This window comes from Gilvimarinus polysaccharolyticus (genome assembly GCF_001187555.1).
Taxonomy (GTDB): Bacteria; Pseudomonadota; Gammaproteobacteria; order Pseudomonadales; family Cellvibrionaceae; genus Gilvimarinus; species Gilvimarinus polysaccharolyticus.
In genome coordinates this window covers 243,943-260,241 of sequence record NZ_LFIJ01000001.1, presented here as the reverse complement: position 1 = coordinate 260,241, position 16,299 = coordinate 243,943, and the positions used below count along the sequence as shown (strand labels likewise).

The 16,299-nt window shown below is 48.0% G+C and carries 14 protein-coding genes and 1 tRNA gene; 1 reads left to right on the top strand and 14 read right to left on the bottom strand.

The genetic code is table 11. From position 1 onward, the window contains the following. Positions 1 to 204: 204 nt before the first annotated feature. Positions 205 to 281: transfer RNA gene (locus GILYN3_RS01070), tRNA-Ile, on the top strand. Positions 282 to 488: 207 nt separating this feature from the next. Here the strand turns inward: GILYN3_RS01070 and GILYN3_RS01060 are convergent. From GILYN3_RS01060 to GILYN3_RS16415, 14 genes are all read right to left on the bottom strand, one after another. After that, entirely contained in the window at positions 489 to 1,556 is a 1,068-nt protein-coding gene (locus GILYN3_RS01060; RefSeq protein WP_198147255.1) for an SGNH/GDSL hydrolase family protein, read from the bottom strand. 176 nt (positions 1,557 to 1,732) lie between these two features. After that, positions 1,733 to 4,747 carry a TonB-dependent receptor gene (locus GILYN3_RS01055; protein WP_049721136.1) on the bottom strand — a complete coding sequence of 1,005 codons (3,015 nt, stop codon included), beginning with the start codon at positions 4,745 to 4,747 and terminating at the stop codon, positions 1,733 to 1,735. 444 nt (positions 4,748 to 5,191) lie between these two features. Beyond that, positions 5,192 to 6,640: an alpha/beta fold hydrolase gene (locus GILYN3_RS01050; RefSeq protein ID WP_049721135.1), complete on the bottom strand. Its 1,449-nt coding sequence runs from the start codon at positions 6,638 to 6,640 to the stop codon at positions 5,192 to 5,194. A gap of 159 nt (positions 6,641 to 6,799) precedes the next feature. Then, complete coding sequence (locus GILYN3_RS01045) at positions 6,800 to 8,389, bottom strand: mechanosensitive ion channel family protein (RefSeq protein WP_049721134.1); 1,590 nt, start codon at positions 8,387 to 8,389, stop codon at positions 6,800 to 6,802. A gap of 137 nt (positions 8,390 to 8,526) precedes the next feature. After that, a complete protein-coding gene (locus tag GILYN3_RS01040) occupies positions 8,527 to 8,733 on the bottom strand; it encodes a hypothetical protein (RefSeq protein WP_049721133.1) in 207 nt (68 codons plus the stop codon). A 240-nt stretch (positions 8,734 to 8,973) separates the two neighbouring features. Beyond that, positions 8,974 to 10,935, bottom strand: a complete 1,962-nt coding sequence (locus GILYN3_RS01035) for a response regulator (protein ID WP_049721132.1) — start codon at positions 10,933 to 10,935, stop codon at positions 8,974 to 8,976. An 18-nt stretch (positions 10,936 to 10,953) separates the two neighbouring features. Beyond that, a complete protein-coding gene (locus tag GILYN3_RS01030; protein ID WP_049721131.1) occupies positions 10,954 to 11,397 on the bottom strand; it encodes a response regulator in 444 nt (147 codons plus the stop codon). Further along, positions 11,394 to 12,899 carry a sensor histidine kinase gene (locus GILYN3_RS01025; protein WP_049721130.1) on the bottom strand — a complete coding sequence of 502 codons (1,506 nt, stop codon included), beginning with the start codon at positions 12,897 to 12,899 and terminating at the stop codon, positions 11,394 to 11,396. The genes GILYN3_RS01030 and GILYN3_RS01025 overlap by 4 nt, the downstream gene beginning before the upstream one ends. Beyond that, positions 12,896 to 13,144 (bottom strand): histidine kinase dimerization/phospho-acceptor domain-containing protein, encoded by a 249-nt coding sequence (locus tag GILYN3_RS01020; RefSeq protein WP_157484824.1) that lies wholly within the window; start codon positions 13,142 to 13,144, stop codon positions 12,896 to 12,898. The genes GILYN3_RS01025 and GILYN3_RS01020 overlap by 4 nt, the downstream gene beginning before the upstream one ends. 34 nt (positions 13,145 to 13,178) lie before the next feature. Continuing rightward, positions 13,179 to 14,489: a sigma-54-dependent transcriptional regulator gene (locus GILYN3_RS01015; RefSeq protein ID WP_049721129.1), complete on the bottom strand. Its 1,311-nt coding sequence runs from the start codon at positions 14,487 to 14,489 to the stop codon at positions 13,179 to 13,181. 289 nt (positions 14,490 to 14,778) lie between these two features. Then, positions 14,779 to 14,961 (bottom strand): hypothetical protein, encoded by a 183-nt coding sequence (locus tag GILYN3_RS01010; RefSeq protein ID WP_049721128.1) that lies wholly within the window; start codon positions 14,959 to 14,961, stop codon positions 14,779 to 14,781. Position 14,962: 1 nt separating this feature from the next. Further along, entirely contained in the window at positions 14,963 to 15,490 is a 528-nt protein-coding gene (locus tag GILYN3_RS01005) for a hypothetical protein (protein WP_049721127.1), read from the bottom strand. A gap of 6 nt (positions 15,491 to 15,496) precedes the next feature. Further along, entirely contained in the window at positions 15,497 to 15,739 is a 243-nt protein-coding gene (locus GILYN3_RS01000; protein WP_232305486.1) for a hypothetical protein, read from the bottom strand. 165 nt (positions 15,740 to 15,904) lie between these two features. Beyond that, positions 15,905 to 16,069, bottom strand: coding sequence for a DUF1328 domain-containing protein (locus GILYN3_RS16415; RefSeq protein ID WP_084004995.1), 165 nt, complete (start codon positions 16,067 to 16,069; stop codon positions 15,905 to 15,907). Positions 16,070 to 16,299: the final 230 nt, after the last annotated feature.

The following is a 16,299-nucleotide window of genomic DNA, read 5'->3' as shown; positions in this document are numbered from 1 at the left end:
TTGCGGCCCGCACTATAATGCGGGCCGCAAAAGATCGACTAGATGTACTGCACCGAGTACTGCAGAAATCAAGACAACTCTGCTTAACGCAGGGTTTTTGCTTTCTGGGTAGAAGCACCGGAGCTGAAGAAGGGAGCGTACATTAAGTACGTGACCGCCTGAAGCGAGGACGCGACGCCCCCAGAGAGTAAAAAGACAAGTTAAGGGCCTTTAGCTCAGTTGGTTAGAGCATCCGACTCATAATCGGCAGGTCCCCAGTTCGAGTCTGGGAAGGCCCACCATATAAAAAGCCGCTATCTTTTTAGGTAGCGGCTTTTTTATTAGCTTTTAGCTCAGTTGATTAGAGCATCCGACTCACTTTTTCATTAACGTCGGGGCAAGTCCCCAGTTCGAGTCTGGGAAGGCCCACCATACAAAAAGCCGCTATCTTTTTAGGTAGCGGCTTTTTTATTGGACTTTAGTCTCGCAGGTTAGAGCATCAACCAAACCTACCAATCCAAATCATTTTCCAGCTTTTGGGCCAACGCTTCACCCAACCGCTGTTGAGTTATTACATTAGGATGATAATCACAGCCGTAACCATCTGCCGGCTCAATTTTGCCCAAATCAATCACCTCAACCAGACCTGAAGCAATCGCATCAAGGTCAGCTTGCTGCGCCGCGCGAGCGTCGCCCGTAAGCATCGGACTGACCATTAAATAGATGGGCCGCTGGGGGTAATCGGTTTGCAGTTGTGATACTAATTGCGTCATGGCCGCGCGATACCCTGCGGCACTGCCCTGCCAAAAATCGTTGGTGCCAATGGCGATAACCACCGCATCAGGGCGGTAGCGTGTTACCGCCCAAGGACTGTTAAAGTCATCGCCAAGCGTTAATTGACGCCGCTCGCCTATCGTCGGGTTTGCAGGCTCCTGCTCGCCGTAAGAGCGCCACACACCAATGCCAGACCACGCAATGCTGTGCAGATCGGCGTTTAGTTGTCGGGCCGCCACACCAGCGTAAGCTAGTACCGGTGAGCTGGTGGCCTGTGAGTAGCTACAACTTTTACTTGCTCCCTCGACGCCGTAACCGGCTGTAATTGAGTCACCTAAAACCAGCAAGCGACGTTTAGGGGCGGCAGGTGGCGGCAGCAATTTCCCATCAGTCACGGGGTTAGAGACGATACGAGTCACCCCCGAGAACGATTCGGCCAAGCGCGTCAGCCGTACGCTGTGTGTGGCATTTGCCAAACCAGAAGCCAGCGAGTAATCCGCTTCGCCGGCCTTAACCCATAACTCTGATGGCTGACCGTCAACTTCCAGTAAAAAACGAATATCGGCGCTGCTGGCCAATCGAATAGTCGCCGTTGAGCCGGCAAAGCGAAACTCGACTGCCGAACCAGGCCAGGTAAAGGCGGCCTGACCGGACACGCGGGTATCGAATCGCCCGATCAAGCGTACGGAATCAGCGCTCAACACGGTGTTGGTATTTAACACCCGGGGCTGCAATTGCTCAGAAGGCGCCGCTGCGCAAGCGGTTGCTAACCATAGCGTCAAAGCCGCTATTAAAGATTTCATTATCATCACATCACTCCACTCTATGCTTTATTGTCTGCTTACTATATCGCGGACTTAACAGGTAACCTACTGCCGCGTTAAATCACTTTAAATATAATAAACAAAAAAAGTGGGAGCCGGTTTCCCGACTCCCACAAAGCTATGCACTTGCCCTACAAGTTTTGGGGTAGGAGAGCTTACAAACGCGCGCGGATACCCAGTGCCACACGACGCTCTTGCACATTCAAAGATCGGAACTGACCTTCAAACTGCGCATAGTTGCGATAATCGGTCTCGGTCAGGTTAGTGCCTTGTAAGTAGACCGCGATATTATCGTTGATGTCGTAGTTAATCGAGGCATCCAAGTAACCGGCCGACTCAGACCAGTTGCCCAAACTGATAGGTGCCTCGTTGGTGTTTAAACCTACCTGTCCCTGAAAAATTTCACTGCGCCAGTTGTAGGCGATCCGCGAACTTAACTTGTCACCCTGATACCACAACACCAAGTTGGCTTGATGCTCTGAGTTGGAGTTAAGCGGAAAGCTGTTACCCTCAAGGTCAACACTGCCAGAGTCGTTATCTGAATAGGTATAGTTGGCCTCGATACCGGTATCAGACAAAATACCAGGCAAGAAAGTCAGCGCTTGCTTATACCCCACTTCGAAACCTTTAAGGTCGGAGGCAGGAACGTTTTGTGTCGTCCAGATGTTGGCAGAACGGCGAATTACACCGTCTGAATCTGGGTATTGACGCTGTTCTTGCAGTGTTTGCGCCGCGCTTTCAACCTCAATCAAGAACACGCCCGCGCCCAAAATACCACCTTCACCAAAATACCACTCGGTTGAAAGGTTGTAATTGTTGGCACGCCAAGGATCGATATACGGGTTGCCTTGATCGTTACCGCCGCCTGGGCTGGTGACCACTTTGTAAGCTTCGCCGTTCTCGTCCAATTGATTGCCATCTGGCGTGTACACGCGATACTCCTGATACCACAGCGACTCACCCTCACCCACATTCATCAGGTCGTTGCGTGACATCGTCTCGCTATAACCCAAGCGCACAATTAAATCTTCGCGCGGATAAAAGTTAATATTGGCTGAGGGCAGCACATCGGTAAATGATGTCTCGGTGGTTTCGGTGCCCAAGGTTTTGTACATTACCTGCCAACCTTGCGGCTGACCGTACGTGGCAGAGTAACCGCCACCATAGTAAGTACCTTCTGTCGGTACCGCGCCTTGGTCGTAAACACTGTTTACAACTTCACGATTGGTTTCAACGACGCGCACACCAATATTGCCGTCAAACGGCACACCAAACAGACCATCTAGGTTTTCAAAATTAAGCTGTACATAACCCGACGTCTCTTCCTCCACCACCGAGTACGCGCGCGATGGATCGGCAAACTCTTGTGCGCCGGGGTAGACGAAGTTCATAAAACCGCTCAGATCGTCCAGACTTTTGGGATCTAGTGCGGCGACCCCGCTGCCCCAGCCTTCAAAAGGACCGAAATCATTGTAAGAGATCAACTGATCACGCAACTCTTCATAGGGGGCGAGGCCTAAATCAGCATTGCCTTTAAAGTCGTTCCAATCTGGGTATTGCTGCCAAATAAAATCACCCGGCAACGGCTCATACCACAACTCTTCGGGCACATTTGAATCGGCCCATGTAGAGTAATAACCCGTTGGAGTCATGTAAATAAATCGAGTGTGATCAACGTCGCGACGACCGTAACGAACCCCGAAATCTATCGATGTAAAACCCGAGAACTCGAAGTCGTAAGAGCCGTCAGCACGTAAAGCGTCAAGTGTCGCATCATCATGGGTACCATCGGCAAACGCTTGAAACAGGTTTAAACGATCGGTGCTGGATAAGTCATCTTCAAACTGGAAGGTTGGATACTCTTCGGTGTAATCCACCGTAACCCAAAACGGCTCGACCGGATCATCCTGACCATCCTCATCTTCATCGACCCAGTACCATTCGGGGGTGCCCTGCTGAAAACTGGCGTTGGCATAATCTTTTTCAGCTTCGGCGTGAATATAGCGAACCGAACCGGTAAACGGACCGCCGTTGTCAAAGCTTAACTCTACGTTAGCATTAAGGGCGTCTGTGTGATTTTGTCTACTCTGCGTGGTGGCTTGAAAATCAGGCGCTTCGACCACTGCCACTTGCAACGAGTTGATCACACGCTCAGGGGTATCGCCCTCTGCCGGGACAACTGTTGCAAACTGAGTTTGCGTACCTGGACGCAATACGTCGTAGTTATCGCTGTTACTGCCGTTAAACTGCGTGCGCACGCCACGGTCATACTGATCCATCTTGGTGTAGAACACATCCGCAGTTAGCTGCAACGCATCGGTAATATCAAACTGCAAGGAGCCGGCAAAACCTTCGCGCTCGCGCTCCATAACAAAGGCACTAACACCGTACCCACCGGGCACCAAATAACGATCACTTAAATCGCCATTACCGTTCAGATCCAGGGGATCACCGCCGGCATTAACAAACCCTAAACGGACGTCTTCCCAAATCTGGTAGTTGGCTGCGTTAGAGTTAGATTTAAAAGCACCAAGAGTAAAACCGAAGCGGTCGCCGTTATAACCCACAAACGCATTAGTGTTGTAATTGTCGTCTTCGGTAATCGAGCCTTGTGATACTTCTGCACTACCAACAGCCGTCCAGCCTTGCTCTAAGTCACGCGGACGACGAGTTTTTAAATTAATAACACCAGAAATACCGCCTGCCGAGAGGCTCGCGCTTTGCGATTTATACACATCCACACCCGCGATCATCGAGGCGGGGATATCGCCATAATTGGCACCTACATCGGTGATAGACCAAGGGCTTAAGAATTGCTCGCCGTTCAAGGTGGTCAGCACCTGTGGCATACCGCGCACGTTTAAACTGGTACCTTCGCCTGCAGTGCGCTGAATTTGCACACCCGTTACACGCTGAAGAGAGTCGGCAATAGTGACATCCGGCAGCTTGCCGATATCATCTGCCACAATCGAGTCTACGATGACTTTAGAGTCGCGCTTTACATCCACAGCGGCCTGCTGAGAGCTGCGAATGCCACGCACCACAACCTCTTCGAGCAGTTCCTCATCATATGAGCCTTGCTGAGCCTGGACTGCACTGGCTGTCGCCGCGAGGGACAACGCTGAAATCCAAGTGGACAGAATTCGTTTTTGGGGGAGTGTTCTTATCATGGACTAGCCTCATTTATTTTTGGCCTTGTCTCTACGTGCGCGTGGCAAGAAAGTTAGCAGCTACATATGGAGCCTGGCCTTTATCTGTTTTATACGACACCAGCTGTATCGTCACGCAATTCTTCCCTATAATGTAACCGATTACAAGTGTATTTTTAAAAAAACAACCAATTTCACTGATAAAACCTCAAATGAATGGTCATTCCCCAATAAAGGTAAGCTATAGATTATTGCTAGTCAGATATAACAATGAGATAAGAAACTGGCGTCGATTAGCGCCAAGAATACCGTCCACCCCCAGCAAAAAAAGGAAGAGTACTGGTAAGCAGCGCTGAAACTAGATGGTACCTAACGGTCAAGAAGAATTGCAGGTACTTTACATCGCTCCCTGAAAAGCCTCACTACAATTCTGAGCGACACTTTATTTCTAGTAAATTAGCTCAGCTATTCTGAGCCCAACTCAAACACACCGTGTACCGCACGATTGATCGTCGGGCCATGAATATTACTGACCGAGAATATAACAGTTGATGGCTCGGTAGCGCTCACCGCCGACTCGCTGCCCCGCACCGTGACACCCGCTAGATCCAACTGACTGGCACTGACAACAATACCCTTGCGACCGATCAATTCGCCGTTAGTCATAGTAACTTGCGATTGATTTACCGTTAAAGCCACTTGTTGCGATAGCACTTTTACATTGCGCAGCTCGACATCGGAATCGGCAATATAAATTGAGGTGGCCTGAACCGTATCAAGCACCGCGCCGTTGCAGCCACGTAAATCTATCGCATTAAAAACCCCAGTGTAATGTTGATCGCGCAAGTTATGGCAGGTTAAGTCACCACTCGACAAAGGTCGTTTATCTTGTTGGGTAGGTTCGATAGGGGCGGTTAAAAAGTCGAGCAGCAATGTATTAAATTTATCGGCCTGCGACATAGGTACATGTCCAGTGTTGTTAAACACTACACGCTTAGCATTTGGCAGCTGGCCTTCCAGCAGTACTCCTGTGCGCGGCGGTGCTATAGGGTCTTGATCACCCCAAACAATCAATGCGGGCATAGCAACTTGATCAAAGGCCTGGGTGAAATCTTCTCCGACTAAGGCCAACGCTGCATTGGCATTGGGCTGATCCCCCAACAATCCCGACCAAGCCGTATCGCTGGCGTGCAACACGGCCATAGGGTCAGGCAAACGTTCGGCATAGCTTAATAACCGGCTACCCCAGTCTCGCAACTGCTCGCCGGCCATATCCTTTATTGGAGTGGGTAGCTTATTGATGTACGGAACCCCGTCGCTTACTATCGGCAGCGCGCTTGAATGGCTTAAAAAGGCAGCGCGCTGTAACACCCCCGCTACGCTAACCAGTACAACCCGATGTAACGTCTCGGGGAAACTCGCGGCGTAACGCAAGCTTACCGCGCCTCCCATAGAATGCCCCACTAAGTAGACACGCTCTTGCCCGGTTTGACTGACCAACCACTGTATAACTCGCGCGTATTGAGTAGGTGAATACCGGCCACTGGGCTTTTGAGACAAACCAAAACCCGGTAAATCCATCGCTAACACATGATAACGCTGTGCCAACGCGGGAATAACCGCACGCCAATCTCGGTAGCCGTTTTCACCCAAGCCATGCACTAAAATAACCGTTTCGCTGTGACCTACTCCGGCCTCAACGAGGTACATCCTGCTGTTAAATACCGGCTCATAGACAAAACCTGCTTGCGCCACCGAGGTAAGAGCAGGAAGTATCGCCGGTACTTGAACATTTTTTTCAGCTAAGCGTACCAACACTTGCGCCTGAGCCGTAATGGCAGCAAACAAAAACAAAGTGACACACAAACGCAATACTGCTTTGACATAACGTTTAAAACTGCATATAAACGACAAGTAACTCTCCAAAATTTATCTAAAACTGATCTAACGCAATACAGCAGTACAACACAGCGTCACAATACCAATCGTATAGCGGCTGAAAAAGCGGATTATTGTGAGTCCATAATATACGCCCTCTTTAATTTTAACCCAGCTCTCAAGCTTATGGCCTAGCTAAGACTCTGTACGAGCACCGTCAGAATCAACCACATCATTCGATGAATGTTGTTGCGCGCCTTGCGCGGTGACTGATGATTTGGCCTGGGTGGTGGCGGACGTTTTAGCCTGCCGATCGTCTGAATCACCCTCGGCCTTAGCATTTAGCTCGGCTCCGGCCTCGTCATCTGCGGCGGTCATACGCTCGACCATAATTCGCGCAGCGGGTGCGTGGCCATTTTTATCTTCACCAAAATACAGCGTTTGATGTGGAAAGGGAATCTCAATATTATGCGCATCAAAAGCATATTTCATTCGCCGGTTAAACTCTCGCCCTACCTTCCACTGCTGAATCGGCAGTGTTTTGATTCTAGCTTTGATCATAATGGCGCTATCGGCAAACGCATCAACCCCCAGCACCTCTAGTGGCTCTAAGATAAGATCTTTAAAAGCCTCATCTGCTTGCAGCTCAGCGCCTACAGCGGTCAACACGTCTATCACCTCATCAGGGCTTTCGCGATAGGCAATGCCAACACTGAACAAATAGTAACTAAAGTGTTTGGTGTAGTTTTCAATAACAGTAATCTCACTAAAAGGCACGGTATAGACGCGGCCATCTAAATCTCGAAGCTGGACTTTACGTAGCGTTATCTTTTCGACCAAACCTGTTCGCTCACCCACACAGGCAATATCGCCTACTTGAATTAAGTCCTCTAAAATAACAATAAAGCCATTCAAAACGTCTTTAATTAATGCTTGAGCACCAAACCCTACTGCGATACCTATAACCCCTGCACCGGCCAAAATGGGGGTTACATCAATGCCTAACTCGGAGATAACCGTAATGCCAAATATGACTAACACAACACCATAAAGTGTATTACGTGCAATTGGCACAAGAGTATTAACCCGAGAGCTGCCTCGCTTTTCTAATCGATAAAAATAATGCTCTACCGCAGCCGATAGCAACTCAAATAAAATAACGGCAATAATAAGTGCAATTAAAAAACTAAACAGGCTTTCAAACCATGCCATAACCGCGTCATTAACGGTTAACTCTGCAACACCGCCCCAGCCCACCACCAATATCGCCATACCCGCAAACAAAAAAACAAACAAAATAACGATAATATTTATTAGACCCTGGTAAAACTTTAAACGCCGGTGATTAAAACGAAAACGCTTGCGGGCTGCACGCAAGCGAGAAAATATATTCCTTAACACCCAGCGACAAAAAACAACAACAGCCACAGCAATTAAAACGATTACCCCTGTGGCTAAACCCCGCCCAGACACCGTCGATTCAAAACCCAATCGCTTAAGTGCCGACTCGACACTACCCTCCCAACTGTCGGTTACCTTATCAACATCAATAACGTTATTAATATCGACCGACAGTGAGTGGGGAGACTCTGATTTGTCTTCACAGGAACCATCATCACAAGCGCCGGATTTAGAGCTCGCGCTTGACGACTGCATACTTGAGGCAGCAGAGCTGTCGCCAAAGCCAACATTTAGACTCGGCACAGCCATTACGGCTGAACTGAATGAAAGCCCACACAAAAATACCAACATCAAACGGCCGATCACGTAACGACGAGGTGTCATAAAATTAACTCTTTTGGAATCGGTCAAAATCAATAGATTAAGACATAAAAAAACGGTGATGCACTATAGAGTACACCACCGTTTATACTGCGCCACACTATTTTGGTATTATTTATTACATACCAAATTGTGCAGAATTAGCAGTTTTCGCCCGATACTTCTTCACAAGCATCTTCAACGCCATCACCAACTTTATCAGCGGTATCTTGCACCGCATCTTTCGTGCTTTCTGCGGCGTTATCTAGCTTTTCACCCAATTTTTCAGCACCACCATCGTTTGTGTCGCAAGCCATCAATGGGGCGGAAATCAACATCATTAACAACAAATTTTTAATTACTTTCATTTTTTGCTCCTAGGTATTGGCAGTTCGCTTTTCGTTCTAACTACACGGCGCGGTGCCTATCAGCCCCATAGCTAGCGTTACGTGTTTTACTATATGCGCGAAGCGTGCCAACTATTATTTAACCGTATTAAGCGGGTTAAACGCATCATTTCATGCTTGTTAAGCGGTATTTTTGCAACTTTTACACGGCTAAAACGACGGCTTACAAATAACCATAGTCACACCCAAAAAAACATACGGTTAATTAAGCACCTGCTCCAGCGCTGCCAATGACAATGGCTTTAACAGGCCAAACTCTATTCCCGATTGTTTCGCTCGCACCTCGTCTAACGGCTCGCCACTGGCTAAAATCAAGCGCGCGGATGGAGCCCGTAACTGGCAAGATTGCGCCAATTGATAACCGTCCATATCCGGTAGATTAGCGTCCAGTAAGATAATACTGGGCAATTCATTCTCCAATAATGCCAGCGCTTCTTCGCCGCACCCAGCACCCAATACTCGCCAATGCAGTAGCTCCAGCAAACCGGTGGTTGCCAGTAATGCATCGGGATTGTCTTCGACCACCATAATAACTGGCTGATTTTTCCCCTTAGAGGTAGCGCTTGCGGGCTCCGCATCGGCCGCAGGTAAAGCCACCGCCATCTTCAGGTAACGCTGCAATAAACCATGCAGCTGGGTTTGATCAACAGGCTTGCTTAAGTAGCCATTAAAACCGGACTCTAAGCAAGCGTCCATATCGCCTTTCATATGCGCAGCAGTTAGGGCTACAAGCGGTGTAGTTTGATCGCTCAAACGCAAATTTTGCGCCGCTTCATGCCCCCCCATAACCGGCATATGAATATCCATTAACACTAAATCGTAGGGGGCCGCTTGCATTTTGCTCGATTTAATTCGGTCCAGCGCCTCTACACCATTGTGTGCAAAACTAACCTCTGCGCCGGTTATTTTTACGAAGTGACCAATCAACATCCGCAAATCACGCAAATCATCGACCACTAAAACTCGCCCACTTAAACTGGGCGCTTCACTTAACGGGCCGCGCTCAATATCAAATTCGAGGGTAAACATTTCACGATCAGCAAGAGGCACCTCACCCGTCGCAATATAAAAACTAAAAGTACTCCCCGTGCCTGGCTCACTGGTTACCTCAATAGCCCCACCCAAACGCTCGACCAGTTGACGACTAATGGCCAACCCCAACCCAGTACCGGCTTGAGATGGTGCATAAGAATCTTTTGCCTGAACAAACGGTTGAAATATTGCCATTTGAGATTTGGGCGTAATCCCCACACCGGAGTCAATGACCCAAAAGTGCAATTGCTCCACGTCATCGTTAGTGGCCATTTCGACTCTGACAATGACCTGTCCATGATTGGTGAATTTAATCGCGTTGCCAATTAAATTTAACAACACTTGGCGCAAGCGCGTAGGATCTGTGACAATTCGGCGTGGCAGCGGTGATGGGGTTTCCATAAACAAATCGAGATTTTTATCGATGGCCGCGCCGCGCATTAAGAAATAAATATCAGTTAAAAAAGACGACAGATAAACCTGCTGAGGCTCCAACTCAAGCTTACCAGCCTCAATTTTTGATAAATCGAGTATATCGTTTAACAATCCGAGTAGATGTTGACCATTGCGGTGCACTACTCGCAAGTGGCCGGCCGATTCGACGTCTTTATTAGTATTTAACAACAGCTCGGTAAAACCAAGTATCGCCGAGAGCGGTGTGCGAAGTTCATGACTTAGATGGGCTAAAAATTCACTTTTTGAACGATTCTCCGACTCCGCCTTTAATCGCTCTACTCGTTCACGCTCCATCTCCCGGCGTGCCAACGCATAGCGGATGGCTCGAGCCAGCTGCTCGGCACTAAGGCTGGCCTTCACCAGATAATCTACCGCGCCCGCTTGCAGCGCTTGCATATCGACTTCGCCCTGATGCATCCCTGTGAGCAAAATGATCGGGCCAGTAAAGCCCAACGATTGCGCCTCGCCCAACAGCTCGATGCCGTCTCGAGCACCAAGTTTATAATCCATCAAGCATAAATCATGAACATTACTACGCAGGTGCTCGCGGCCCTCTTCGTAGCTTGAGGCCCAATCAAGAAAATAAGGCCCCGTTGTTATTTCATCTAGCAAGTCACGGGCGAGTAAAAAATCATCTTCATCATCATCGACAATAAGCAGCTTTACGTCTTTCATAAAAACTATGCAAGGCCTCTATGGTAGCTCGACAAATTCCACCCAGTATTTACCTAGGGTGCGCATCAAATCGACCAGTGCGTCAAACGTTACCGGCTTAGAAATATAAGACGCTGCGCCCAAATCGTAGCCTTTTATCATGTCTTCTTCGGCCTTAGATGTTGTCAAAATAACGACCGGAATACGCCGTAGAGCTGGGTCACCTTTAATCTCGGCCAACGCTTCTCGGCCATCTTTTTTCGGCATATTTAAATCGAGCAAAATCAAGCCCGGCATAGGGTATTTACTGCGATCGGAGAATTCACCCTCACCTTTTAGATACTCAATAAGCTGAACGCCATCTTCGGCAAAATGCAACTCATTAAGCACACGACTTTCTACCAATGCTTCTTCGGTTAATAATCGGTCATCAGCATCGTCGTCAGCCATCAAAATAACTAACGGTTTCTTTTCTATATTCATGAAAGGTCTTCCCCTACGGCTATCAGTTCATATTGACTGGTTGGCATTGTAATAATAAATTGGGTCCCTACCCCCACCTCACTTTCGGCGACAATAGTGCCGCCATGGCGCTCAACAATCTTACGGCACAATGCCAAGCCAATACCCGTGCCACTGTATTGATCACGGCCATGCAGCCGCTGAAACAAGCTAAAAACCCGATCATTATATTGCGTGTCAAAGCCTATGCCATTATCACTAACCACTAAACGAATCCAATCGCGAGGCTCAGATCCATCTTCATCCGGCACACTCTCTGCATCCAGAGCTTCACAATACACATTAACAATGGGTGCAACATCAGGACGGCGAAACTTAAGACTATTGCCCAGCAAATTCAAAAAAACTTGGCTTATCTGAGTTTTATCGGCGTCTATTTCGGGTAAATCGCCCACCTCAACTACAGCCTCAGTATCATCAATCGCGTACTCAAGATCGTCCAGCACACTCTTTAAGATTGAATTTAAAGCAACCGGCTCAAACGGTTTTTGTTGCGTGGTTACCCGAGAGAAACTAAGCAAGTCATCAATCAGATGGGACATACGTTCAGACGCGGCATGCATCCTGGCAATATAATCAGCCCCAGAATCACCCAATTCACTGCTGTACTTTTTAAGCAACCTATCACCAAAAGCACGAATTTTACGCAAAGGCTCCTGCAAGTCGTGCGATGCCACAAACGCAAACTCCTCTAGCTCGCGATTACTGCGTTGCAGCTCGTCAGAGTATTGCTGTAGAGCAAAGGTACGCTCCTCAACCTTATCCTCTAACCGGCTATTGGCTTGTTCAATCTGTGCATAAAGGGTGCTGACTCGTCGTGAGCTGCGATAAACTGCTAAAAAAATCACGAGCGATAATACTAGCCCTAAAATATTAGTCGCAAACAACGATTGTAAAATAAATTGACGATCCTGCTGAGACTCACCGCGATGTTTATATAGCAGCAACAGCTCATCGGCCTCCATTGCATCTATTAACTCACTAAGTTCGCGCATTAAGCCCACGCCCACATCGGAGCGAATTCGATCTACCGCCTGCTGGCGCTCGCCGGCGTGAACCAAAGATACCGTTTCCTGCATATGATCAATTTTTTTATTGATCATAGAGAACACGTTTTTAAAGCGAGTTTGCTGCACCGGAAGTTCCGTCGTCGCAGCAGACAACGATGCGAGTAATTCATCCGTTTTACCCAAAGCATCATGGTAGGGTTTAAGATACTGGCCATCACTGGTCAACAAATACCCACGCTGACCGCTCTCGGCATTGATCAACTCAACTTTTAATTCTTTAATCAGCGCTAACACTTCTAGGGTATTAGTAACACTTTTATTGTTTTCATGCATCACACCTATCGAGCGATAAGCCGTGCTCATACTAACAATAAAAAATATCACCAATGCGAGCAATACCAGCAACCACGATCGACCAGAGAGTTTCTGGCCTTCATGAAAAAAACCGATCAAGTGTCATCTCCAGGATGAGTGCTGGATACCGCAGATGGTTGCTCGCCGGATACTAATTGATCACGAAGCTCAGTAAGAACCTCGTCGCAACGGCGACACTCTTGCAATATACGCTCGAAAATAACAACGGCTTTTTCAGTATCATTTGTACGCTCTAGCGTTAATTTTCCAAGCTCGGCATTAACCGAAATATTATTGAGCGGGTTTCGCACATCGTGGAATAAACGCTGTGTGTCACTACTCATAAGAGTCCTCGCCATGGTTATATTGTATTTTGTATTATTCTTCAGCGTAGCTATTTAAACGGTTGTAGAGCGTTTTTAAACTTACGCCCAGCATTTCAGCGGCCTTTTTCTTGTCACCGTCTAAATGCTCTAAAGTTGATTCGATCAGCTCTCGCTCTACGTCTTCAACTGTTTTCCCCACAGTGATCCCGGCATGTTTTTGATCACCCACCTTAGAAAAAGGCGACGACAAATCATCGGGTAACACCAACAGCTGGGTGTCGGGGTCAGCCATAATAAATGCGCGGTGTACTGCGTGACGCAATTCTCGGATATTACCGGGCCAATCGTATGCCTGTAAACGCGCCATATCCTTAGGGTCTATTTTAGCGCTAGCCTTATACTGACGATTAAACGCCGCCAAAAAATACTCAATCAAGAGTGGAATATCGTCGACACGTTGGCGTAATGGCGGAATATGTACTGGGAACACCGCCAACCGAAAATACAAATCTTCGCGTAAACAGCCCTGCTCAGCGATATCCATTTCGCTACGGTTAGTAGCCGAGACAACTCGACAATCAACGTCAATCGAGCTGGTAGCCCCTAAGCGCGTCACTTTATGAGTTTCTAGCACCCGCAATAAATTGGGCTGCTGATCAATCGGCATCTCGGTGATCTCATCCAAAAACAAGGTGCCTTTATCGGCCAGCTCAAACAAGCCCGCTTTGCGGTGAGTGGCTCCGGTAAATGCGCCTTTTTCATGACCAAACAGCTCACTGCTAATCAGGTCTCGAGTAAACGCACCACAGTTAGCAGGCACAAAGCCGCCTTTAGGATTAGTCGCGGCATGAATGGCCGAGGCTACCACCTCTTTACCGACACCGCTTTCACCCATTAACAAGACATTAGCTTGGGTTTTTGAGACTCGCTCGATCATCTGATACAGTTTTTGCATCGGAGCGGATTCACCCACTAAGTGACCAAAATGCAATGCTGTGTCTAACTCATGATCACTATCATCAGTGGCAAATAACGATTGCAGCTGCGCCAGATCTATGGGCTTGATTAAATACGATATATTCGGGCCATAAAGGTCTTTGACAATAGACTTTACCGATGGATGACCAGTCACTAATGTCACACTGGTTTGATCACGATTCTTTATAGAGTCCAGAACATGCAAACCACTGCCATCAGGCATAATCAAATCGAGTATGACGTGGTCAAAAGAGCGCCCCGCTGCGGCTTGCTGCGCTTGGGCGACGGTACTGGCCGATACCACAGTATGCTCAAGAAGCTCCAAAAGCTCAGTAGTCGCCTCTAAAAAGCCTAAATCATCGTCAACCAGTAAAATTTGCGCCACACTGTCATCCTCGTAATTTTTAATCCAGCGTCTAAGCTCGCTGCTCCAACGGCTAATGCTACACCTTTTCTCTTTCCTTGCGCAGACATTTGCATCTATAAACTCTGATTAGATACTTTATCTTGGTCTTGCTTCACAGAGCGAAACCCTCACAGGTCAATTACTCGCCTCTGGCACAGTCGCGCTGGACTATTGACGATACACAGTGCAACTGCACTGTACCGCTTAGACCGCGTATAAACTGGCTGGGCTAAGCTTAAGTGGGTAGACTAACGAGACCTAACGCAAGCTAACCTAACCAATGCCAGGGGCTTAAACTCAAACCGCTATAACGTAAAAGTGTGCGGGGTAGGTTTTTGCTAGGCGCTAGACGCTCGGCAAGAAAACCGGCCACTACCGCCCCACCTACGGCACCCCAAAATAATGAACGGCGATCAACATCGCCATACTCAACACTGATCATCTCAGCCAATTTAGCTTTCCGGTGGTTGAGCTCTAGACTTTTGCTCTGGATTCGATTGACTAAACTCATGGCGCACTCCCTGAATAAAGGTTTTTAACTGCTGCCGAGACTCAGGCAAGCTCAGGCGTCGACGATAACGTTTTACACAAAACCACAATACCAACAGCGAAAGCAGCTGCATAACAAAAAATACACCAAAGCCAACAACCGGAATCCCGCTAACACTGAAACCTACCCAAGCCAATAAGGCGGAAAAAGACAACCAAGTTAACAGCATTGCAGGCAACAACAATAACCAACTGGCCAACAAGGCAGGAATACTCTTAAACGCCAACAAAGCTTCTAGGCCAAGTAACTCAGTGTAGGCTTTTAAGCTTCCTATCAGCTCATCACCTATAGCGATCGCCTGCTGAAACTCTTGCGCTATACGATTACCGGCTGCATCACTGGACGGTTCTGTAGGCTTCGAGCACGATTCAGAATCAACTGAGCGGGGCTTACTGGCCCCGCTCTTATCATTAACGCTTTGATGTGCCATAAGGCACTACTCTTTACTGGAGGATTTTAATAAACGAGACACCAACCAACCTGCGGCAAAGGCAACACCGACGGTTACCAAAGGACTCTCACGGACAAAGTCTTCGGCGCGATCACCGTATTCACGCGCCCGTACTTTACCCTCTTCGACCTTGACTCGAGCACCGGCAGCGCCGGCCGACCCGATTGAACCTACCGCGTCGTAAACACTTGATGTCGCATCTTTAATTTGATCAATTGCTTCAGACATAGTGACCTCCTCTGCGTGGCTGTTACTAGATTTTCTCGACTTACTGGTTTGTGTAGCCATTTCAAATTCCTCTTGATCTTGCGAACTTTACGGCAGCGGGATCATTACTGATTGGGCAACGCCCCTCACTGCCAATAACTCACTACGCCGTCATAGATTAAAATACTAAAGCTTGCGACGGCGACCGAAAATAAGTGACAGAATAAACAGCACTAAAAAGATGACAAATAATATTTGTGCAATACCGGTAGCGGCACCGGCTATGCCACCAAAGCCAAACACCGCGGCCACAAGTGCGATAACAAAAAATAAAATTGCGTAACCTAACATAGCTATTCTCCTTTACGGTTAATGCTGCGTTACCAAAGATCGTTTTTAGCAGCTTACAGTGTTTATAACTCAAACAACGTGCCAACTTGTAAACCCCTTGATTACATTGGCCTGCAGAGAGAACACTGGAAATTAAAAGGCCTCCGCTTTGATCGCAGGCTAAATTACTTGCAACATCTGCACATAACGCAGCAGTTTTTACACATAAATATTCACGCAACCCCACGACC

Coding starts and splice junctions, on each gene's coding strand:
- GILYN3_RS16415 (WP_084004995.1), bottom strand. CDS start 16,069: ATGTTAGGTTACGCAATTTTATTTTTTGTTATCGCACTTGTGGCCGCG.
- GILYN3_RS01040 (WP_049721133.1), bottom strand. CDS start 8,733: ATGAAAGTAATTAAAAATTTGTTGTTAATGATGTTGATTTCCGCCCCA.
- GILYN3_RS01000 (WP_232305486.1), bottom strand. CDS start 15,739: ATGTCTGAAGCAATTGATCAAATTAAAGATGCGACATCAAGTGTTTAC.
- GILYN3_RS01045 (WP_049721134.1), bottom strand. CDS start 8,389: ATGACACCTCGTCGTTACGTGATCGGCCGTTTGATGTTGGTATTTTTG.
- GILYN3_RS01030 (WP_049721131.1), bottom strand. CDS start 11,397: ATGAATATAGAAAAGAAACCGTTAGTTATTTTGATGGCTGACGACGAT.
- GILYN3_RS01060 (WP_198147255.1), bottom strand. CDS start 1,556: ATGAAATCTTTAATAGCGGCTTTGACGCTATGGTTAGCAACCGCTTGC.
- GILYN3_RS01035 (WP_049721132.1), bottom strand. CDS start 10,935: ATGAAAGACGTAAAGCTGCTTATTGTCGATGATGATGAAGATGATTTT.
- GILYN3_RS01055 (WP_049721136.1), bottom strand. CDS start 4,747: ATGATAAGAACACTCCCCCAAAAACGAATTCTGTCCACTTGGATTTCA.
- GILYN3_RS01020 (WP_157484824.1), bottom strand. CDS start 13,144: ATGAGTAGTGACACACAGCGTTTATTCCACGATGTGCGAAACCCGCTC.
- GILYN3_RS01005 (WP_049721127.1), bottom strand. CDS start 15,490: ATGGCACATCAAAGCGTTAATGATAAGAGCGGGGCCAGTAAGCCCCGC.